General features: G+C 33.9%; 21 protein-coding genes and 1 riboswitch. Of the genes, 14 read left to right on the top strand and 7 right to left on the bottom strand.

Annotated elements, in window-relative coordinates; genetic code table 11:
- Positions 1 to 288 precede the first annotated feature (288 nt).
- On the top strand, positions 289 to 1,587 hold the full coding sequence (locus BUC31_RS12100) for a Kelch repeat-containing protein (protein WP_244534045.1): 1,299 nt from the start codon (positions 289 to 291) through the stop codon (positions 1,585 to 1,587).
- Between the two features lie 203 nt (positions 1,588 to 1,790).
- Here the strand turns inward: BUC31_RS12100 and BUC31_RS12095 are convergent, their stop codons facing one another.
- Both BUC31_RS12095 and BUC31_RS12090 read right to left on the bottom strand, forming a co-directional pair.
- Positions 1,791 to 2,519 (bottom strand): hypothetical protein, encoded by a 729-nt coding sequence (locus BUC31_RS12095; protein WP_073244527.1) that lies wholly within the window; start codon positions 2,517 to 2,519, stop codon positions 1,791 to 1,793.
- An 87-nt stretch (positions 2,520 to 2,606) separates the two neighbouring features.
- Positions 2,607 to 3,329 carry an alpha/beta hydrolase gene (locus tag BUC31_RS12090; protein WP_084135029.1) on the bottom strand — a complete coding sequence of 241 codons (723 nt, stop codon included), beginning with the start codon at positions 3,327 to 3,329 and terminating at the stop codon, positions 2,607 to 2,609.
- Between the two features lie 212 nt (positions 3,330 to 3,541).
- Between BUC31_RS12090 and BUC31_RS12085 the strand changes: the two genes are divergently transcribed.
- Genes BUC31_RS12085 through BUC31_RS12055 form a run of 7 tightly spaced genes read left to right on the top strand, consistent with a single transcriptional unit; the run spans position 3,542 to position 9,140 of the window.
- Entirely contained in the window at positions 3,542 to 4,096 is a 555-nt protein-coding gene (locus BUC31_RS12085; protein WP_073244523.1) for a LemA family protein, read from the top strand.
- 5 nt (positions 4,097 to 4,101) lie between these two features.
- Positions 4,102 to 5,253, top strand: a complete 1,152-nt coding sequence (locus BUC31_RS12080; RefSeq protein ID WP_073244521.1) for a glycosyltransferase family 4 protein — start codon at positions 4,102 to 4,104, stop codon at positions 5,251 to 5,253.
- 1 nt (position 5,254) lies between these two features.
- On the top strand, positions 5,255 to 6,208 hold the full coding sequence (locus BUC31_RS12075) for a hypothetical protein (protein WP_073244519.1): 954 nt from the start codon (positions 5,255 to 5,257) through the stop codon (positions 6,206 to 6,208).
- Between the two features lie 4 nt (positions 6,209 to 6,212).
- Positions 6,213 to 6,620, top strand: coding sequence for a hypothetical protein (locus tag BUC31_RS12070; RefSeq protein WP_073244517.1), 408 nt, complete (start codon positions 6,213 to 6,215; stop codon positions 6,618 to 6,620).
- Positions 6,620 to 7,723 carry a glycosyltransferase family 4 protein gene (locus BUC31_RS12065; RefSeq protein ID WP_073244515.1) on the top strand — a complete coding sequence of 368 codons (1,104 nt, stop codon included), beginning with the start codon at positions 6,620 to 6,622 and terminating at the stop codon, positions 7,721 to 7,723. The genes BUC31_RS12070 and BUC31_RS12065 overlap by 1 nt, the downstream gene beginning before the upstream one ends.
- The gene (locus tag BUC31_RS12060) at positions 7,720 to 8,334 is read left to right on the top strand and encodes a hypothetical protein (protein ID WP_073244514.1); all 615 of its coding nucleotides are present in this window, start codon (positions 7,720 to 7,722) and stop codon (positions 8,332 to 8,334) included. Before BUC31_RS12065 ends, BUC31_RS12060 begins: the two co-directional genes overlap by 4 nt.
- A complete protein-coding gene (locus BUC31_RS12055; RefSeq protein ID WP_073244512.1) occupies positions 8,334 to 9,140 on the top strand; it encodes a hypothetical protein in 807 nt (268 codons plus the stop codon). The genes BUC31_RS12060 and BUC31_RS12055 overlap by 1 nt, the downstream gene beginning before the upstream one ends.
- 40 nt (positions 9,141 to 9,180) lie before the next feature.
- Here the strand turns inward: BUC31_RS12055 and BUC31_RS12050 are convergent, their stop codons facing one another.
- Positions 9,181 to 9,780, bottom strand: coding sequence for a DUF6642 family protein (locus BUC31_RS12050; RefSeq protein ID WP_073244511.1), 600 nt, complete (start codon positions 9,778 to 9,780; stop codon positions 9,181 to 9,183).
- Between the two features lie 220 nt (positions 9,781 to 10,000).
- Positions 10,001 to 10,094: riboswitch (TPP riboswitch) on the top strand.
- A 102-nt stretch (positions 10,095 to 10,196) separates the two neighbouring features.
- Between BUC31_RS12050 and thiS the strand changes: the two genes are divergently transcribed.
- The 5 genes from thiS (at position 10,197) to thiH (ending at position 13,670) form a co-directional block, all read left to right on the top strand.
- A complete protein-coding gene (gene thiS / locus BUC31_RS12045; protein WP_073244509.1) occupies positions 10,197 to 10,400 on the top strand; it encodes a sulfur carrier protein ThiS in 204 nt (67 codons plus the stop codon).
- A 73-nt stretch (positions 10,401 to 10,473) separates the two neighbouring features.
- Complete coding sequence (locus BUC31_RS12040) at positions 10,474 to 11,109, top strand: thiamine phosphate synthase (protein WP_073244507.1); 636 nt, start codon at positions 10,474 to 10,476, stop codon at positions 11,107 to 11,109.
- 21 nt (positions 11,110 to 11,130) lie between these two features.
- Positions 11,131 to 11,784, top strand: coding sequence for a thiamine phosphate synthase (gene thiE / locus BUC31_RS12035; protein WP_073244506.1), 654 nt, complete (start codon positions 11,131 to 11,133; stop codon positions 11,782 to 11,784).
- 1 nt (position 11,785) lies between these two features.
- Entirely contained in the window at positions 11,786 to 12,550 is a 765-nt protein-coding gene (locus BUC31_RS12030; RefSeq protein WP_073244504.1) for a thiazole synthase, read from the top strand.
- 4 nt (positions 12,551 to 12,554) lie between these two features.
- A complete protein-coding gene (gene thiH, locus BUC31_RS12025) occupies positions 12,555 to 13,670 on the top strand; it encodes a 2-iminoacetate synthase ThiH (protein WP_073244502.1) in 1,116 nt (371 codons plus the stop codon).
- Positions 13,671 to 13,963: 293 nt separating this feature from the next.
- On the opposite strand, the gene BUC31_RS12020 is transcribed toward thiH, so the two are convergent.
- Positions 13,964 to 14,566 carry a hypothetical protein gene (locus tag BUC31_RS12020; protein ID WP_073244500.1) on the bottom strand — a complete coding sequence of 201 codons (603 nt, stop codon included), beginning with the start codon at positions 14,564 to 14,566 and terminating at the stop codon, positions 13,964 to 13,966.
- A gap of 202 nt (positions 14,567 to 14,768) precedes the next feature.
- Positions 14,769 to 18,056, bottom strand: coding sequence for a P-loop NTPase fold protein (locus BUC31_RS12015; RefSeq protein ID WP_073244498.1), 3,288 nt, complete (start codon positions 18,054 to 18,056; stop codon positions 14,769 to 14,771).
- A gap of 405 nt (positions 18,057 to 18,461) precedes the next feature.
- On the opposite strand from BUC31_RS12015, the gene BUC31_RS12010 reads away from it, so the two are divergent.
- Entirely contained in the window at positions 18,462 to 19,106 is a 645-nt protein-coding gene (locus BUC31_RS12010) for a thiamine phosphate synthase (protein WP_073245925.1), read from the top strand.
- A 68-nt stretch (positions 19,107 to 19,174) separates the two neighbouring features.
- Here the strand turns inward: BUC31_RS12010 and BUC31_RS12005 are convergent, their stop codons facing one another.
- Together BUC31_RS12005 and BUC31_RS12000 are read right to left on the bottom strand one after the other, a co-directional pair.
- The gene (locus BUC31_RS12005) at positions 19,175 to 19,954 is read right to left on the bottom strand and encodes a hypothetical protein (protein ID WP_073244496.1); all 780 of its coding nucleotides are present in this window, start codon (positions 19,952 to 19,954) and stop codon (positions 19,175 to 19,177) included.
- A 104-nt stretch (positions 19,955 to 20,058) separates the two neighbouring features.
- The gene (locus BUC31_RS12000; RefSeq protein WP_139251962.1) at positions 20,059 to 20,946 is read right to left on the bottom strand and encodes a hypothetical protein; all 888 of its coding nucleotides are present in this window, start codon (positions 20,944 to 20,946) and stop codon (positions 20,059 to 20,061) included.
- Positions 20,947 to 21,370 lie beyond the last annotated feature (424 nt).

Here is a 21,370-nt window from a genome sequence, read left to right as displayed (position 1 = left end):
TGCTATAGTTCAACGCAAAAGCGAGTAAGATATTTTGAGCTACATAAACAATGCGGATGTATTAAATCATTTTCAATAAAACCTCTAAAAAAAAATTAAACTCAATTGCCAGGTAAACCTGAGCATAATTACCCGCATGGCACAACTTCCCTAAAAGGCTTAAATTGGCAGATTGTTTAAAAACTATGAAAAGAAAATGGTAGTAATGTTAAAGTTCACAAACCAATTAAATAGTGTACTATTATAGTCCAGATGACAATATCAATACTTCAAAAAAAAATATCAGATATGAAAAATCTATTGAGCTATTTATTGATTCTAATACCTTTTTTAGGATTATGCCAAATGAATAAAAAGCATACGGATAAATGGATCGACAAGAATGAAAGTGAAGATTATACGGCGCGACACGAATGTTCATTTGTGCAAATTGGTGATAAATTTGTATTGTTTGGAGGTCGCGAATCTGCTCAGAAATTGGATATATACGATTATAAGAAAAACACGTGGAGTACCGGTAGAATGGCGCCCAAAGAGTTTAATCATTTTCAGGCAACAGCTTATGAGGGTTTTATTTGGGTTGTAGCAGCGTTTAAGACCAATAATTTTCCGAGAGAAATTCCTGAAGAACATGTATGGTTATATCACCCACCTACAGACAATTGGATTCAAGGTCCTGAGATTCCTGAAAACAGAAGAAGAGGCGGTGCAGGTTTGGTTATGTACAAAGATAAGTTCTATGTCATAGGTGGTAATACTATTGGTCATGATGGCGGTTATGTCAACTGGTTTGATGAATATGACCCTAAAGCCAATATCTGGACTGTTTTAGAAAATGCGTCTCAACAACGGGATCATTTTAGTGCTGCTGTGATCGAAAATAAATTATATGCCGCTGGCGGAAGACAATCTGGTGGCGAAGGTGGAGTGTTTGCCCCGTTACCAGCAATAGTTGATACTTATGATTTTGACTTAAAGCGCTGGTCTATATTATATGAAAATTTACCGACCCCAAGAGCCGCTCCTGGTATTGTAGTTTATAACGGGGAGCTTTTTGTAATGGGCGGTGAAGGTGAAGAAGCAGGACCAGCTTATAAACTTGTTGAAGCCTATAATCCTAAATCAGGTTTATGGTCTAAAAAGGAGAATATGAACTATCCTAGGCATGGTACTCAGGCAATACTTTCGGGAAATGGTATACATATAGCAGCGGGATCACCGGTACAAGCCGGTGGAAATCAAAGGAACATGGAGGTGTATGGCGAGGACAACCCAAAAGGGAAAACACTTGTAGGTTCAAAGCTAAGTGCTAAGTCAGAAGTTGAAATACCAATTGGCACCGAAACGACTATAAATCTCAAAAATACGGGAGGTAATACGGGCTGCTTTATTAGTACTATAGCACTTACAGGTTATGCTAGAAATCAGTATCAAATTGAGTCAAAAGTTGAACATATTTTGGTTTCAACAGGAGAAGAAATGCCTATTGTTATTAAACATATAGGTAATTCAACGAATCAACAAGCAGGTTTGAAAATTGTCTACAACGGCAATCAAGTAATTGAAATCAAATTGAAGAGTATGTGATTTGTTTTAGGTATCGGTTTAATAATACAGTCTAAAATCAAGCAACTTACAGATATTGTAATGTCTTTGGTTGTAGTTCTTCTACCACATTAAACATATTATCATCTTCTTTAAATAAGTTAAAGAAAGCCTTATCAAGGTTTAGTGCTTCCCTCCTACTGTCGCGCTTTATAAATACAAAACGATACTAAACCCTAAGGTGATTATTGAATAGCATCTAAAAATGGATGCATTTCTAAGAGCTCAATATCATCGCGCTTGCGTAGTTCTCTTAAAAACCAGCCTTTGTGTCCGGCGCCATAAGTAATTAGAATACGTTTACCTTGATAGCGGTGTTTTTCAAGAGCCTTTTCAATATTCCAATAATGTGCAATATTTATATTTTCCCAACCACCAAGACCTAGTTCTTCATTAAATAGCTCATTGTATTTTTGTAATCCAATATCTTGAATGCTGTCATAGGCATTGGTATGTATGAAATAAGGGTCATTAACCCTGCCACTTGCTTTGTATAAAGAATCTGTACGCTTATTTGCTGAAATGTATGCGGTCCAATCTGTTGTTCTAGAAGTGTCTTTCTGTATTGCCCTTAGTTTCTCTCCTCGTTCGTCTGCCATGGTCTTGGTCCAACCAGCGGTAGGTATAATTTCAAAATCCATGGTTTTGGATAATGGAAAAACAACAGCTACATATTCAGGAAAACGCATGGTACGCGGTTCTGAAATACTATCGTCTCTTTTAAAGCCGTCATAGGCAGTTTTAAAACGATTTGGAGGAATCTCGGTTAATATGTAATCTGGATTAATACTCTTGATCAATTTTTTTAGATAGTCGGTAGTATAAACGTTATCCGTTAGATGCCCGCCGTGAATAGTTCCTAAGACTAGAACTTCATTTTTTACTCTTTTATCGGCGTGTTTTTTTTCGTCCATTTGGTTGCAGCCCGTTATGGATAATAGTAATACACATAGTATGGAAAAATGGATCGCTAGCTGTTTCATAATGGGTTGATGATATATCTATATATTCTTTAAAAAGTCTTTTACGGCGCTCCAATAACCATCATTATCATCAAACTTTTCCCATAATGCCCGTGAACCATGATTTCCTTTGGTAGCTGGCACATATGATACTTTTGTTGTAGTAGGTATCGCTTCGTTTATAGCTGCCCAATTATCTTGCTCGTTTTGTGCAGAAGTAATAAACGTGGGTACTTTAATATTTGCGGCACTATTTTTTATAAAATCGTCCTTACCAAAATATTCTCCGGGAGAAAAAGCCATGGCAGCATCAATATTGTCAGGATGGTCACCGGCATATTTAAGTACTAAAGAAGAAGAGTAAGAACTACCCCAGATAATTACTTTCTTTGGAGTATATGTCTTTTTTACATAAGCTACGGTAGCTTCAATATCTTGAAAAGCATCTAGGTACTTGGTTTCCTTCCCTGCGGCTACCGCTCTTTGGTTGGTCTGGTTGGTAACGGAATTCACTGCTCCACCAGAACGTTGGTCTATGGCAAGGCAGCTATAGCCTAAGGCATTTAATTTGGGTGCTATTTCTTTATATTCTCCACGGCTCCACCCTGCTTGATGAAAAAGAAGTATAAAGGTTTCGCTCCCTTTGGCTTCATAATAATCTGCGGTAATCTGCAAACCATCTTTAGAAGGAAAGTCTAACGTTTTTTGTGCAAACAAACCTAAGCAACTTAAGCTTAAGACAAAGAAGAGAATGGTTTTCATAAATGGCGTTGTTAGTTATATGTTCATGAGTCCGCATTTACTGCATTTGCTTACAAAAAGAGAGAATAAATTTTTTTGGATTGCATTTAAAAACTATGCGATACTTTTTTTAATAAAGCCCTTCATCGAATAGCCTGAATTTGTAGGAAGATGATTCCAATAATTATAATATAACTCGACTAATTCTGTTATTTTAGCATAAAACTATCCTTATGCTTATATCAATTGTATTAATTGCTATTGTTCTTATCCTATTTTTCTATGCTATTTCAGTGTACAACGGCTTGGTTAGAAAGAAAACAGAAATGGCAGAAGGCTGGAGCAGTATTGATGTGTTCTTGAAAAAGCGATATGATTTGATTCCTGGTTTGGTTGAAACCGTTAAAGGCTATGCGACGCATGAAAAGGAAACTTTTGAAAATATTACCAAAGCAAGAAATCTAGCACAAAACGCTTCATCTGTTGATGAACAGGGAAAAGCAGAAAGTGCTTTGAAAAACTCTATGGTGAACCTTTTTGCCGTTGCAGAGAATTATCCTGATTTAAAAGCGAATAGAAATTTTAGTGAGTTGCAAAATGAGCTGTCTTCATTAGAAGATGATATTGAAATGACACGTAGGTATTACAACGCTACGGTAAAAGAAAACAATATCGCTATTGAAAGCTTTCCTTCTAATATTTTTGCTAACATGTTCAATTTCAATAAAGGTGAGTTTTTTGAAATTGAAAATTCGAAAGAGAAAGAACCGGTTAAATTTTCTTTCTAGTTTCGATGAAAAGAAATGTTTACGCTACATATGATGTGTTCCCAAGCGCAAAAGGTGCTTCTACACATATTAAAGAGATGATCAACGTATCATCGCAGCAATGCGATGAATTACAATTATTCTGCTTACGAGGTAATAGCACCTACCCTGCCGTACAAACGGAAGGTAATATTGTTATAAAGCGTTATTACAACGAAGAGGAGATGAATTATTTAGAAAAAGCCTCTCTTTTCTCTCAGCAACTATTTGTTGATATCCAAAAAAATAAAGAATCTATTCAGATAGGTCATTTTAGAGATGTTTGGAGCGGCATGGGATTAACTGCCGAGCCTAGTATAAAAACAATCTTTGAGGTAAACGCCCTAACATCCATAGAGCTACCTTATAGATACCCCAATTTAACACCCACTTTTCTAGAGAAACTAAAAGAAATTGAGTCGCAATGTTTGCAAAAAGCGACCGTGATTATTACTCCTTCCGAAGTTACCAAGGCATATTTAGAAACTAATTATGCTATTGATGCAGCAAAGATAAAAGTGATACCTAACGGGGCACATATACCAGCATCTTACGAAAGACCGGTTGATGCACCTGCACAGTACATTATCTATTTTGGAGCCATACAACCTTGGCAAGGTGTAGATGTGTTGCTTAAAGCAATGACGTACTTAGAAGATTTTGAAGATCTAAAACTGGTTATTTGTTTGGCTGTAAAGGAGAAAGCCTTTAAGCCTTATAGAAAACTGATAGAGAAATTAGGGCTAGAAAACCGTGTTATTCTAAAATCTAGATTGCCTAAAAAAGAGTTGTACAACTACATACATTACGCAGAAGCCTCTATTGCGCCATTAAAAGCGTGTGATAGAAACATTACACAAGGTTGTTGTCCGCTTAAGATATTAGAGAGTATGGCTTGTGAGACTATGGTCATCGCATCTGAATTACCAGTGGTGACCGAGTTGGTTACAGCACAAGAAGCTTTGCTATTTGAACCGGATAGAGAACAAGACTTGGCAAGATGTATTCGGTTTGTATTAGATGAACCAGAACGAAAGGAAACTTATATTTCGAATGCTTTTGAAAAGGTAAAAAGTAATTTTCTGTGGGATGCTCAAAAAGATAAATTGAAAAAAATATATCAAGATTTAACGCTCTAATATGGATAGACAAGGCAATGTATTAAATAAAGAACAATATATAGGAGCCCCTATAGAAAGAGCGCACTTACACCGTGGTTTTAATTCTAAAAAAACACCTGTAAAATGGATTCGTTTTTTTAGGGCCTGTGTAATGCAACGAGAAATAGCCCGAGAATTTAAAAATAAAAGGATAAAAAATACATGGTTCATTTTTCTTGGCATATTCGTAGGTTCTTTTGTTACAATTCCACTATCGTCTATTTCTCCTTCTTTAGGTATAATACCCGGTGCGCTAGGGGTACTGGTTTTTCCGGGGATAATTATTGCAATTATCACGACTTACAGAACGAACAGAAAATTTAAAAAGAATTTTACAGAAGGTTTTGATTTTTTTGCCGATTACTTTTCTGCCTTGTTTACCTTGATAGAAGAAGACTTGCAGTTAGATTCTAAAATAGCACTAGAGGCGAATGTAAAAGATACGGTTACAGATGAAAACCTAATTAAGAATGAATCGTACACTAGTGAATCTAGAGGGTTTATATCTGGCGTAGAAAAAAATTATGAGCGGGTCATTAGTAAAGGGTCCTGTTTCTTTAATGATGAATCGTTAATATTCTTTCAGTTTAGCGAAAGAACAAGAAAGCGTATCATCAAAAAAAGAGGTAGTTCTGGTAAAAGAAAAACAAAACATAAGTATAGGGCTGCATACCCTTTTACTATTAAAATGAAAATACCTAAGCACAAATACCAATTAAACCCAACAATTGATACTTCTCAAATAAGCTTTGCTGAAGATGATCAGTATTACGTATTTAAGGTATACCGAAAATTCGATGTCAAAAAAGAAAATCCGGATCAATACAATCCGTATGAAGAAAGTAGCATTTCCTCATTTGCTGTAGATTATTTCTCTTTAGAAGTTATTAACCTGATCAACACCTGCTACAGTTGTGTAACACCTAGCGCTTAATCTTATGGAAGAAAATAAAATACGTTGCGAAGAATTTACAGGACTATTTGTAGTTCGCAATTGCGAAAATAATCCGACCGTAGTTTGCGAGAAATGCAAGAAAAATGTGTGTAATATACATGCGTTTAAAGCCAACAAAATTATAAGTCAAAATAGTGGACCTGAGGTTTATAGAAAAAAGAACGCCATATTATGTATTAGTTGCTTTGTAGAATTCGATGCACGACTAACCAATGATATTGAACTCTATTCTAAAGATAGATCAGTATGGAGAAGAAAAATGATCAATCGTTTTCATGCAGAATACCCGTATATGGTATTTATGGCAGATGATTATGGTAGTTTATTTGATAGCAGTTCTACGGTTTTCTTGCATGATGATTCTGATGATGGATCTTATTTTGATAGTTAATGAATGTACTGTTAATCACTCAAAATTATCCGCCTAATAAAGGTGGTATGGCCGTTTCTTGTGATCGTTTGGTACGTAATTTCAAAAGAAATGGAATACAGGTGCATGTCGTTCATTTCACAAATAGAAAGAAGAAATTCAATACTGATACTGTTGTAAAAGGAACCTATTCTGCAGTGCCTATAGAACGCTCAGAGGAGTTTACATTATCACTAGCATCTGAGTTTATTCAGCAACTCCCCTTTCTAGATTCACTTACACATATTGGTGTTTTTGGCGGTAACCTACCGCTTAATATTGGACCCATTTTATCTAAATGGATACAGAAACCCTTGATTACTTTTATTAGAGGTAATGATTTTGATGAAGGTATTTTTTCAAAAAAGAGAAACCATCTCTTATACGCACTTGAAAACTCCCGCTATATTTTTACGGTAACCAAAGAGAAAAGAGAAAAAATTGACAGTCTTGTTTCTCATAGCAACACCTATTTTACACAAAACGGAATTAACGTTGACCTATGGAAACCCGCTAAAAGTCACCTTAAAAGTATAGAAGGTCTAAAACAATCGTTCAATTCTAAAATACCTATTGCTTTTGTAGGGCAATTAAAAGCCAAAAAAGGGGTTATAAATTTTGTAGAAACCTTTGCTAGATTTCCATATAAAAAGGATTACGTACTGTGTTTAATTGGTGATTTAGACGAGGAAACAAAAACACATATTTTAAATTTAGATATCAATGTTCAGTTTTATGCTTTTGCTAACCAGAACGAACTGATATCATTTTACAATGCAGTTGGAATCGTTGCTATACCATCTTTTTACGACGGTATGCCTAATGTTTTATTAGAAGCGGCAGCAACTAAAAATATTGTAATCGGTGCAAATGTTGGAGGAATAAAAGATGTAATCAGTACTAAAGAGGATGGATTTTTATTCAATCCTTTACAGGCAAATGAACTGTTAGACATCTTATTGCAAATACATAAAATGACACCTTCTGAAAAAGAACAGATGTGCGATGCATTGTTTCAGAAAATTAAAACGAATTATACCGAAGAAATAGAAATATCAAACTACATAAACATTCTAAAACCATGAGAAAAACACACATTATTTTTGTACTAACACTACTTTTATTGGTAGGTTGTAAAACAGAAAACAAGAACTCATCTAACGGCACAGACACCACAACAAGTACTTCTGCTAGTGCATCTACAGAAAACCTTGACATGTCAATTACAACAGCTGATGGAGCTGTAATAGGAGGTTTTAACCTGTCTCCAATTAAAATAGTAGCGAACAATACAAACTATACTTTTAAAAGTAAGCCAGACAAGCATAAGTTCTATGCAAACGGACAAATGAAGTATGAAGTAAAGTTTAAAGAAGAAAGCTTCAAATTAAGAGATGCCGATTCTGATTTATTATGGAAGATTAAAATATACCCAGACAAAGTAAAAATCTCTGATAATGAAGAGAATGAAAATGCTTTTGAAGTAAGACCTTATGATGATAAAATTAAGGTAAAACGTAATGAAGAAGAGCTGTACAGGGTTAATATTGAAGGAAATAGTGTTAAGGTAAATGATACCGAAGCTTTTAAACTTTCTTCTAACCAACAAAGTTATGTGTATGCTATTTTGGCAATAGACGAGATACCTAATGAGCATAAAATGTTCATTATAGCCGAATTATTAAATAAGATATAGTGTATTTATTTTATGTTTATGGTGCTGGTTTTGGGCATATAAATAGGGTCCTTAATTTTATATACACACAGGAAATTCCCTTAGAAGATTGCGTGTTAGTAACGAACTCTGTTTTTCATGATCAGGTACCTAAAAACATAAAAACGTTATACAAAGAAGATGCATTTTTTAAGGACCAGGTTCATTTCAACCGGTTTCTGCTAAACTGTATAAAGGAACATAAGATCAATACGTTTGTTGTTGATGTGTTTCCTGCAGGGTTTTATGGCGAACTTGAAAAGAGCTTTTCTGATCTTCATTTCGTAAAGACCGTATTACTGGGGCGCATTTTAAACAAAGCCTACTTTGAAAAATACACGTGTCCGGATTATGATATTATCTACACATTAGAAAACGGAATTACCTTAACCAATTACAGGTACAAGAAGGTAATTCCGTTTTCTTTATTAATAAAACCGAGAGAAAAGTTGAACGAGCTAGCGCTTGAAAAACCTTATTTTTTGGTCATACATTCTTCGCCCTTAGAAGAGGTTTTATTATTGTACAAACAAGCCTTATTATATCGTACAGATGAACACATTTATATCTGTTCATTTTCAAAAATTCCAGCACATATTATCCGTGAAAATACTAGCAGTATTAAAGGTACTCGTATTGAAGACGAGGTATTAGAGAACGCTACTAAAATCTTCACTGGCTGTGGTTTCAATAGTATTCTAGAGACCAAGAACTATAGAGCGAAGCAACATATACTTCCTTTTAAAAGAAGGTATGATGACCAATTTTTAAGAAAGCAGCTGCTATAAAATTTGTAGTTCTATTTTGATAAATGTGTTGAAAGTAGATTTAATAATACAATCTAAAATCTAGTAGTTTACAGACATTGTAATGTCTTTGGTGTAGCTCTTCTACCACTTCAAACATATCATCATCTTCTTTAAATAAGTTAAAGAAAGCCTTATCAAGGTTAGCGCTACTTACTCCGTTAAATGCATTGCCATAACCAGATACAGCTTTTGCGCCAGTGATATCTAAAAAGTATTGCGATTCCTCTTCGTCTAAATCAAGAATTTTTGCGTTGGAGAAATGTAAAATCTTTCCTTTCAATCGGCCTTCAAATAGCTCTGCAATTTCCTGTAAGGTATAATAGTAATCGTTTAAGCAAATACTGTTGGCTTCACCATGCATCACCAAATAGATGATTTCATAGTCCTTAAAATTGTGATCATCTAAGACCAGGGCATTTAAGCTATCTTCTAATCCTTCAATGGTATCACATGTTTTGTAGATACTGGAAATACCGTATTTCATGGCCAGTTGCTCCAAGCTTTCTTGAGCTTCGGTAACCTTATCTGTTTCTATGTCTTGAACGCCTTCTAAACAATAAATGAAGTTTTCTTCATCTATAAATTGCTCTTGGGGTAATTGATTTCTTTTTTCTAGCAATATGCTGTAATTATATGAACTACAAAATTACTGTAACTCATTTATACTTTTTAGCGTTTTTAGATAAAATTAGCAATGAAACTACTGGGGCTAATGATAAGACTTATATGATAAGTATGGTATAATTGCCGATTATTTCATAAAACGCTTGTAGCTATAAATTAATCAACATTCTGAAGTTTAAAAGCACATGTTCGTCTTCAAATTCTTACATTAGCGAAGTAAACTTTAGGAGTAGCTATTTCATAGTTTGAGAAATATCCTTAGAACCTGATTTGATTAATATCAACGTAGGGAAAAGTTATCAGGATCAACAACCTGTACTTTCCTTTTTTCATTTCATTATTTACTCTTTCTGTTTACATCAAAATTAAAATCATTGTTGCGTTTTACGCATTGATAAACTAATTGAAAAGATGATACACATTAAAGTAAACAACACCACTCACCTATTCAAGCCGAACACTACATTAGATGAAATCATTAAAGGATTGGATATTTCTGTCAACGGAATAGCCGTGGCGGTAAATGAGAACATTATCACCAAAACAGAGTGGCATACCAAAACACTGAACGAGAGTGATGAAGTATTGGTCATTAGAGCTACTCAAGGGGGTTGAAAATCAGGCTTTCTATTCCCAGTTTATCCACATGAAGCAAAAGGATTTCCATTACAATACTTAAATCACAAAAATGATCGTATTAATAGCACCAGAAAATGATATCCCTAACGAAATTGAAATACTCCATCAGTTGTTTCAACAAGGTTTGGCATATTATCATTTGAGAAAACCATTTAAAGACTATCAAGAACATTGCGATTATTTAAATCTAATAGATACTAAATATCACAATAGAATTGTAGTACACCTTTTTCATGAGTTGATCAATGAATATGATTTAAAAGGCGTGCATTTTCAAGAGCAAAAAAGAATAGACCATATTGATAATCCCGGGCAGTATTTTAAAAGTTTAGATATGTACGGTAAGACCATAAGTTCTTCTTTTCACGATCCAGAGGTATTAGAAGATTGTGAGTTTGAATTTGATTATCATTTACTGAGTCCCGTGTTTTCTTCCATCTCTAAACAGGGTTATGAAGGCAAGGGTTTTGACGTCAACCAAAGTGAAAAGTTAATCGTGGGCATGGGCGGAATCACTGATAAAACAGTACAACAAACACTAAAGCTCGGTTTTAAAGGTATTGGTGTCTTAGGTGGCGTCTGGAATATGGAAAACCCTGTTGAAAGCTTCATAGCCTTGAAAAAGCAATATGAAGCGGCATGGATTGAGGAGAAGAAAACTTCAAATAGAAATAGCATGAATTAAGCTTTTAAGTAAAGAATCTAAATGATACCAACATTACATTATATATCACAAGGCAGTACCCCTAAAGAACACTTAGAAAATATTCAGAAAGCGTGTTCTTCTGGAGCGGAATTGGTGCAATTGCGTTTAAAAAATCAGCCAGAAAAAGTAGTACTTGAAACCGCACAACAAGCACGAGAAATAACATCAAAGTTTCAGGTACAATTAATCATTAACGATCACTATAAAATTGCCGCTGCGGTAAAAGCAGATGGTGTGCATTTAGGTAAATTAGACTCCTGCCCTACTATAGCAAGAAAAGAGCTGGCTTCTTGGCAACTCATTGGTGGCACCGCCAATACATTGGAGGATTGTAAAAATCTGATCCATAAAAAAGTAGATTATATAGGTATGGGACCTTTCAGGTTTACGAAGACCAAAGAGAATTTGAGTCCCGTATTGGGCATAAACGGTTATTTGACCATATTCGAAGAACTCAAAACAGCTATTCCTGTAATTGCCATAGGTGGTATTGTTATAGATGATGTTTCTGCACTAATGAAAATGGGTATTCATGGTATCGCAGTTTCCGGTGAAATAACGCGCAACTTTAATAGCATTCCAGATTTTAAGAAACGCATCAATGGTGGCGAAATAGTAGAACAACGTTGGATATCCGAAGAAAAAAGAAAATAAGATGTTACAGATAGCAGATAAGAAGTTTAATTCAAGATTGTTTACGGGAACGGGAAAATTTAGCTCGTCGCAAGTAATGAAAGAAGCCATACTGGCATCAGAAAGTGAATTGGTGACCGTGGCCTTAAAACGGGTAGATGTTGGTGATGCGCAAGATGATATACTACGGCATTTAAATCATAATCGCATTAATTTATTACCCAATACCTCGGGAGTTCGTAATGCAAAAGAAGCTGTTTTTGCCGCTCAATTATCTCGTGAAGCCTTAGAGACCAATTGGGTGAAATTAGAAATACATCCCGATCCAAAATATCTGCTTCCCGATCCTATAGAAACTCTAAAAGCTGCCGAAGAACTAGTGAAACTAGGTTTTGTGGTTATGCCTTATATACATGCGGATCCTGTGCTATGTAAACGATTAGAGGAAGTTGGTGTGCAGTGTGTAATGCCTTTAGGTGCACCCATAGGAAGTAATAAAGGATTAAGAACACAAGAATTTATAGAGATTATTATTGACCAAAGCAATGTGCCTGTTATTGTAGATGCCGGTATTGGTGCCCCTTCACATGCAGCCTTTGCAATGGAGCTAGGTGCAGATGCCGTGTTGGTAAATACGGCTATAGCCGTTTCTCAAAACCCTGTTGCAATGGGCATAGCGTTTAAAATGGCGGTAGCAGCTGGCAGAATGGCTTTTGAAGCGAAACTGGCACCTATAGTGCATAAAAAAGCCGAAGCAAGTAGTCCCTTAACCAGTTTTTTGAATTAGAAGTATGAGCAGTTTCAAAACCCTATTCGATACTTACAATTGGGATGATACCCTAGCCAGTATTTTTTCTAAAACAGAGCACGATGTGTTACGCGCATTAAGTAACACAAAGCGAGATTTAGAAGACTTTAAAGCGTTGCTATCGCCTGCTGCCAAACCCTATTTGGAGCAAATGGCGCAATTGAGTCGCCAACTCACCAAGAAGCGCTTTGGGAATACCATACAAATGTATTCGCCCATGTATTTAAGTAACGAATGCCAGAACATTTGTACCTACTGCGGTTTTAGCATGACCAATAAAATTCCACGTAGAACCTTGACCGACGCTGAAATTTTAAAAGAAGTAGCGTATATAAAATCTAAAGGCTATGACCATATTTTATTGGTTACAGGAGAAGCCAATAAAACCGTTGGTGTAGATTACTTCAATAATGCCTTGCAGTTAATTCGTTCTAAATTTTCGAATATCACCATAGAGGTACAACCCTTATTGCAAGATGAATATGAGCTGTTAATTGAAAATGGACTGTATGCCGTTTTGGTATATCAAGAAACCTACCATAGAGAGGAGTATAAAAAGCACCACCCAAAAGGCAAGAAATCTAATTTCGATTTTCGATTGGATACTCCCGACCGATTGGGTAAAGCCGGAATTCACAAAATAGGATTGGGCGCATTGTTCGGCTTAGAAGATTGGCGTGCAGATAGCTTTTTTACGGCATTACATTTAAAGTATTTACAGAAGACGTACTGGAAAACTAAATACTCCATATCGTTTCCTAGATTACGACCCCATTCAGGAGGATTGGAACCAAAGGTTGAAATGACCGACCCAGATTTGGTACAACTCATCTGTGCCTTTAGGTTATTAGATGAAGATGTAGAACTCTCCATGTCTACTCGTGAAAGTGAGGTGTTCAGAAATAATATTGTGAATTTGGGCATTACCTCCATAAGCGCAGAGTCTAAAACCAACCCTGGTGGGTATGCCGTTGCACCAGAATCTTTAGAGCAATTTGAAATATCAGACGAAAGACCAACAGAAGACATCACCGCCATGTTAAAAAGTAAAGGTCTAGATGTGGTTTGGAAAGATTGGGCTAATAATTGGCAAGACTAAAAGCTGTTTTCAGCAATAGGAAGTAAGCAACTTAGTTCACCGTTTTTAGAGTTTATGCGCTGTGTAAAGTTTTACGCAAAAAAAAGTCTCTGCATACCAATTAGCTGTTAACTAATTAAGGTATACAGAGACGCTCTGTAAGAAGTAAACTTATTTTTCCAATTTCTTTCTTATGATGAAAGATAAGATTGTAATAAAGTACTACCATGACTTCTCTAATTATAATAGTATAAAAATTATTTAGATAAGCAATTGTTTATTGAAAAACCATACGCATTTGTAAAATTAGAATCCTATTTTATAAATGACATATCCATATATCTTGCCCTGGCTGCAACTTCGTAATTATATCTACTAGCTCTTAAAATCTGCCAATTCAAATTTGCATTTTTACCAATATATATATTATCAATCTCTTTCATTAGGATAATTGCTTTTACAATTGCTTTTACAATTATTACATATGGTATGCTATATGCTGCTTTATGCCCTGACCATTTTAATGGTAAATTTTTGTGACTAATAAACTCATTTCTTCTAGCTTTAAACTTGTTTTTGATTATATACATTTTATAATCTTTAAATTCAGAATCTAGATTGGTGATTTTTTGTGTTGCCAAATAGAAATTAAGAGTATTGTTAGTTTCTTGAGCTAACTCAGAAAGCTTTGATATAATGTCATCAGTTAGTTTTTTTTTAATAATATGTCTCTTTTTAAAATCACTGTTCCTAAGATTTTCTTTGTACTGACTATGACTCATATTTGAAGTCAATTGATTAGTCAAAATATGATACTCTCTTAATAAAGTCCAAGATTCTATTACTGTACCTACTTCTCCTCTTAAATTTGTAATTAAGTTTTCAATATCGATTCTTTCTAATATTTTTTTACCCATTTTTAATAGATATTTAATTGAAACTGCTTTTTGCTTGATAGGCAGAGTATATTTTGAGCAAGCTGATACAGTTGTAAAACAATAAAATAAGGTTTACATTTTATTTAGAAAACAATGTAAAGGATTGGTATTATTTACCTACTCATCTTTTACTATATTTCTATAGTATTCATAAACCAAATATAACTAAAACTAAATATCATTATTTTCCTTCCTCTAATTTGGCATCATCATCTTTACTAATATCTTCTTTTTTTAGACTCAACGTCGTTGCAAGGTCTTTCATTCTTTCGTCATCCAAATAGTTTTTAGAATTATATCTTAATTGAAGTTCTCCAATGGCAGTTTCGCTATGTTGTTTGGATGATTGAATAATGGGGATAAGAGAATCTTTATTATCTAAGAAAATTTCGAAATTTGAATCAGATTCAATTAAAGGAATAATTATTTTAAGTGTACTTCTTTCTGGATTTGTCGAAAGATTAGCATAATTTATTAAACCTTTTTTAAAGAAATAAAGCTCTCCTTCTTTTAACTCCCCTCTTTCATTAATAAATATATCTCTTATATTTGTGAAAGTGCTCTTTAGCTTATTACCATGAAGTTTATCAATTAGTGTATCCCAAATCCCAACTTCTGGAACAGCTTCTTTTTCACTAGCTATTTCTTTCATGTAATCATCGTAGGCACTATAAAAAGCATTCGAAAATTTATCGATTAAATCATTGTCAATTAGTGCGTTAAGTATTTTGAAGTCTTTGTTCTTCGTTTTGAACGATTCCATGATTTGTTCCTTCGACAAACCTTTGTAATGTTTTAACGTATTTTTTATTATTAATTCTACGAGCTTTAATTCTCCTAGATTAAAATGTTTAAAAAAGCCTTCAGAAATACTTTCAACTTCTCCATTATATAACATGTGCCATGAACTTAATTTTTCTACAAAGCTTTTTACTTTCTCCTTATCATCATCAAAAACTTTTGTGGCAATATTATCAAACTTTTTAAGTGCCCACATTATATTTAAAGATGATTCGCCGTAATCATTAATTGTAACTTTATGTGCAACATTTTTAAGTTTAAGAAACCCGATCGCAGATGTATTTGTCGTTAGTAATTCAAGTAATTCTTGATAGCTCATGTATGATTCTATCTTACTTGAAATCTTTTCTAACTGCTCTTCCGTCAAGCTTCTTAAAGAACTTTGAAAATTTGATGAGTTTGCATGAGAAACCTGAAAATCAGAAATACCAATACAATAGGCATCTTCATATATTTCATCGGAGTCCAACTTTGCTGAAGTAAGTTGATCATAGAATTGGATGCTAAGTTTTAGCTTGACAGGTCTTTCTGCTAGTACTTTTAATATCTTAACATATTGGATCAAATTTTCTTTGTCATTATGAGAAATGGTCTTAATTTTCGCAGAAATATCTATAATAATAGAGTCCATTTCATATTCATCTTTAACGGTTTCTAACTCTGTAAGATTACTGAAAATTTTATTTATATCTAATTCCTCATTTTCCCCAAAAAACCATTCTGTCAGCTCTTTTTGAGAACATAAAATTTTATATTTTTTATAATTACTCTTTACCTTATTTACAAATTTCATGTAAGGCTCGGCACTAAAATTAATCTTCGTTATCAACGAAAAGAAATCAATATCAATATTTTCTTCATTTATGAACTCTTCTATAAGTATTATTTGAGTGAGATATTTTTCTTGATTTGTAAGAGAATCAAAGTCTTTTTTTAACCCCTTAATTAACTTTAATAAAATACTTTTACCCGTACCCTTCTCGGTATTTTTTAAAATAGCTTTATGATTATCATTCAATACTTCAAATTCACTTTCGAATAACTTTATTTCTTTACCAAAATCTTCCCAAAAAGTGTTCATCATGTTGGCAGAGAATATCTCATTAACAACTTTATAAATTTTAACTAACCCCTTTAATTTTTCACTTAATTGAATCGCAGAATTTGCTTGAAAAAAATATTTTTGAAATGCTCGATGTTTCAAAGAAGATTTAATTATTTCTTCATTACCTTCTCTTAAAGCAATTTTAAGTTGTCTATCCAAAAGGACTTCATCTGCTAAATCCTTCTTTACTCCAAATGTCAGCATCGACATACTTGTATCTAAGTCTTCATCATCTTTGAAAAATACTGCAGCTCCTTTTAAATAATCACGATTAAGAATCGACTCATTTGGAGTATTAATAATGGAATCCTTAACTAAAGTGAATAAAGCTATATATCGAAATTTTATACTGTTATCTTCAATATCCTTTCTCCATAACTTATACATGGATACTAAATCATTTGTGTAATTGATGATTTGGCGAGGTTTAATTGTTTTATTTGAGGCTAGGATATCAAAAAGTTTTGTGACATATTCTATTTCTTCTTGGTTTAGCAATTCTTTGCCAAATGCATCATCCAACATTTGATTTAGGAATTGTTCCCATTGGGTTACAACAGGTGGTGTAATCCTAAAATTCAAAGAAAATGTTTTACCAATAAATCCATGCAATCCATTTTCTAAATGCTCTTGTAATTTAGCCTTATCATATGGTACAATAACCCAAGAGTTAAAAGAATTGTTATCCTCAGCAAAAAAAGTATGAATAGATGACCAAAGTGACTTTATCTTATCATTATCAAGTCTATCAAGATTATCAAATACTAATATCAGCTTACCTTTACCTTTGATTTCATCTTCTATATTTTTAAAGTATTCTCTAAACTGTTTTACAGATGGTTCATCTTCTATAATATTTTTAACTTCTTCTGAATTTATTTCTTTTCCATTATACCAATAAAATAACTTACCTATTGTGACCCATCTACTATCTTGATCAATAATATCTTTTTTGCTATTGTTCTCTCTTTCTTTTAGATACTCCTTCTTTGATAATTTGAGACCCCATATAAAAAACCCGACAGGAATAAGATAAATCCATATTAAAGGTTTAAAATAACCGAAGAAAACAGATTCTACAAAGTCAAAATTTTTGATAATATGTTCATAAGTACTTGATAGGAACGCATAAAGAAGTAGTGAAAGTGAGATAACTAGCCAGTAACTCTTGATTTGTGGGAATTTTTGAGTATGGGTTGTTGACGTATTAGATAATAAGCGGTTTTTTAAATCCTTCCATTTTTCTTTTTCGGTTAAGAATTCTTCTATAAACAATTCATTTATAAGTTGTTCCAAAAAAGATTTTCTAGTTAAATCCTCCTGACTTCCCCAAGCATCAAAAATGAAAGTGTGATAATTTTCCCCGAGCCTGGATTGGATTATTCTAATCAAATTTGATTTTCCAGATCCCCAATCTCCTTCTAATCCAATAACCTTTTTTTCTAATTTATCCTCTTTTATAATTTCAGAAATAACTTCTGCAAGATTATTTTGAGAACCTCCTTCAATTTTATCTTCACCTTTTGCTATTCGTGATAAAAAAATGGGATAATTTTTATTCATAATTATAAAATTAATGTAGTATTTTTTTATAAAGGAAAGGGGAGGTTAAATATAGATATTTTTAACAAGTATTCCATTACGGAAAACCGTAAGGAAATTACAATACGTAGTAAAATCCCGTTCTACATACCTTTCACAACCCTACTAACTTAGATTTTAAATCTTAATGATTATACACCCAATCTCTAAGAAAGTTTATAACCCAAACCACATCTAAAACACATAAGTATTTATTACAACCACAATTAGACGAAACCTATGAATTCTATTTTCCATGATGGGCAATTAGCCGTACAAAAAATAGCCGGTGAATAAGACATTGCCATACAAAAAAATTAAATTACACATTACATCCGTAACTTTGCCAACTTAAATACTACAACATTTACATCAAAAAATATGGACATGATTATCCCTAAGCTACATTACATACCAAAAGGAAACTCACCAAAAGAGGTATTGGAAAATATACAAAAGGCGTGTACTTCTGGTATAGAATTAGTGCAGTTAGGCTTAGAGAATGTATCAGAAAAGAAGTTTTTAAAAATAGCCGAAGAAGCTAGGGAAATTACTTCACATTTTCAGACGCGGTTAATCATTGAGAATCAGTTTAAGATTGCACATACCATTAAAGCAGACGGCGTTGTATTTGATAATACTACTACATCCCCTACCGAGGTACGAAAACTGCTATACACTTGGCAAATGATCGGTGGTACGGCCAACACCTTGCAAGACGCAGAAACACTATTGACCAAAGAAGTTGATTATATCAATTTAGGTCCGTTTAAAGCAAATATCAACGAAGAAGATTCGAGTCCGGTTTTGGGTTTAAATGGGTATACGTTACTAGTAGAAGCTTTACAAACCGAAACTCCAATTATTGCTTTTGGTGGCATTACCACGGTAGATGTGAAAGGGTTATTGGAAGCAGGTGTATCTGGCATTGCGGTATCGGAAGAAATTACGAGCAATTTTGATAGTATAAAGACATTTCACCAATTATTGCAAGCATCTTCAACAGCAGAACAACGACATACTTTTGAATAAAAAATAGCGCTAAAAAGCGCTATGGTTTATGTTTATAATATAAGTAAGTTAGATGCAGTCATGCAAAATTACATAACAGTACCATTGTCTAACCAGCGTTGTAATAAGGCATCATTATGAGAAATGGCAACGAGATGAAATTTTGTAAAACGATTAAAAACACGTGATTCTTTAAGAGTTTCCATACAAACAGACACTGGATTAAGGTAGTTGGAGTGTATTAAGAAAAGTTCGCCCTCCCGTTTTAAAAGATAGCCCACATGTCCCTCATCAAAACCTATAAAATAAAGTCCCTCTTGGGTTAATGTATCTATCTCTTCAAATGCTTTTTCATGGGTTTCTTGTTCCACTTGAGTAATTACCGAACCACAACTGATCATTTTAGCTTCGTCTATGGGCGATTTTTGAGCCAATTTATAGCGGTTGATATTAATTCCCATATCTCGCAGCGTGGTTGAAATAAAATAACCACATGCAATTTTACCTTCATTAGGTGTAGCAGTATGTCCGCCAAAACTCCATGGAGTACCATACCAGTGCGGTATAATTTTATCTACCAGTTGATCGGCAAAAGCTGTTTTAATATGATCAATAGAAATAGTACCTAACCGTAAATCTTCTTTTAAGCGCAATCGAAGTTGATTGGCATCTTCTTTAGTACTGGCATAAGAATCAGCGATAGAATCTGATGCTATGTTAAGTACAAGTATTTTTTCTTTCTTAAAATTAGTTGATTTCGATACAGGTGAAGTTCTTACAGCAGCAGTGCTATGATGCATCACCCTATTTGTTTTAGGTGAGATATCATTAGAAAAGCCAAAAGAAAGTAGTATCGAAAAAAGAAACATAGGTTACAATAGATTTAGGGATAAGATACTATTATTAGAACGTATTAGTACTGAGTAAATTACATATAAAAAGTTAAAGTTTTATGATGCTTTTTAGGTGTAGGCTAAACGCTTAAGTTCACTGCCCACCAAACATCATAATCTCTAGGCACTAGTGGTCTGTAACTCTGAAAACCTTGATCCGCAATCCGGAGTCCGGTAATAACACCCTTGTCATCACGTACATAACTTATGAAAATAAACGAATGTCCGTATGGATCTAGTTTTTTAACATCGGCACCCTGTACCACCTCTATATAATCTTCTTTATACCGCCAGACTTGCATAAGGGCACCCGGTTTTAATTTTCCGCCCCAAATACCGGTAGAATCAACTAAAGTTCCCATACCGGCATAGGTAATAGCACCCGCATTACCTTTACCCCTATATTTTTCGGGAAGGCTTTGCCAGCTTTTATCTGGTTTAGAAGCAGTCACATAAAGCAAGTTAAATACCTGTTTAGAAGTATATGTAGCCGTAGCCATGCTATCGGGAAAATCTTGATAAGGCAAATGACCGTGCACGTCTTTGTATGCCTTTTCAAACCGAGTTTTACTTACGGTAAGGCAATGTCCGCCAGGCTCTTTAATTTCGCTATTCAGATAATTTTGAACAATTCTATCCGCTACGGGACTATCGCTATTAAAGTTGACCTCCTCTGAACTACTACTTAGTTGAGTATTACTATGCTCTTGTAGAAGCGAATCTTTATGATGGATCGTTGATTCTGGTTGGCTTGGTGTTAGACTGATGTATGAATGATCATCTAAACCCAAATTTTGAATTACAGGCTTTGCTTTAACAGGTCCGTTTTGAGTTTGTATGATAGTAGGTTCGGCATTAGAACTGTTTGTGTTCTGATTATTTGTTTTGGTAGACGTACAACCTAAAAAGATAAAAACGATATAGATATATGATTTCTTTAGCAACATTTTAAATGGGATGTGCTTCATATGACAAGCTTGTATACGCGTTTTATTGATTTAACCAGCTAAATTCCCTAGCTGTTTATTGGTGTGCTTTTATAAACTAGCACCAGTATAAAGGTAACATAATTACGCCCTTATATCAAGTGAAACGGTTTCAATGCTAGATGAACCAATACTAATTTGACGCTGTTATTTTAGTTCTAATATTCGCTTAAAAGTACGTATCTCACAAGTATAAAATTTGATAAGGATTTTCTGAAGGTCTAATTTTTTAGCTACTGTTTTCATGATGACGTAGATGTTTGTTTATGCTATTAGTATAGCAATACTTCATATTATCACACAAAACCATAAAAATATTTTAGTTGTGCCTTGTTTCTTTTTGAGCTATCTAAATATTTGTTTGGAGTAATTAGAACTAGGACTATTGTTTATTTTTAAAAAAGTA

The organism is Maribacter aquivivus, assembly GCF_900142175.1.
Taxonomy (GTDB): domain Bacteria; phylum Bacteroidota; class Bacteroidia; order Flavobacteriales; family Flavobacteriaceae; genus Maribacter; species Maribacter aquivivus.
The sequence above is the reverse complement of the archived record's forward strand: the minus strand, read 5'-3'. Positions and strand labels throughout refer to the sequence as shown.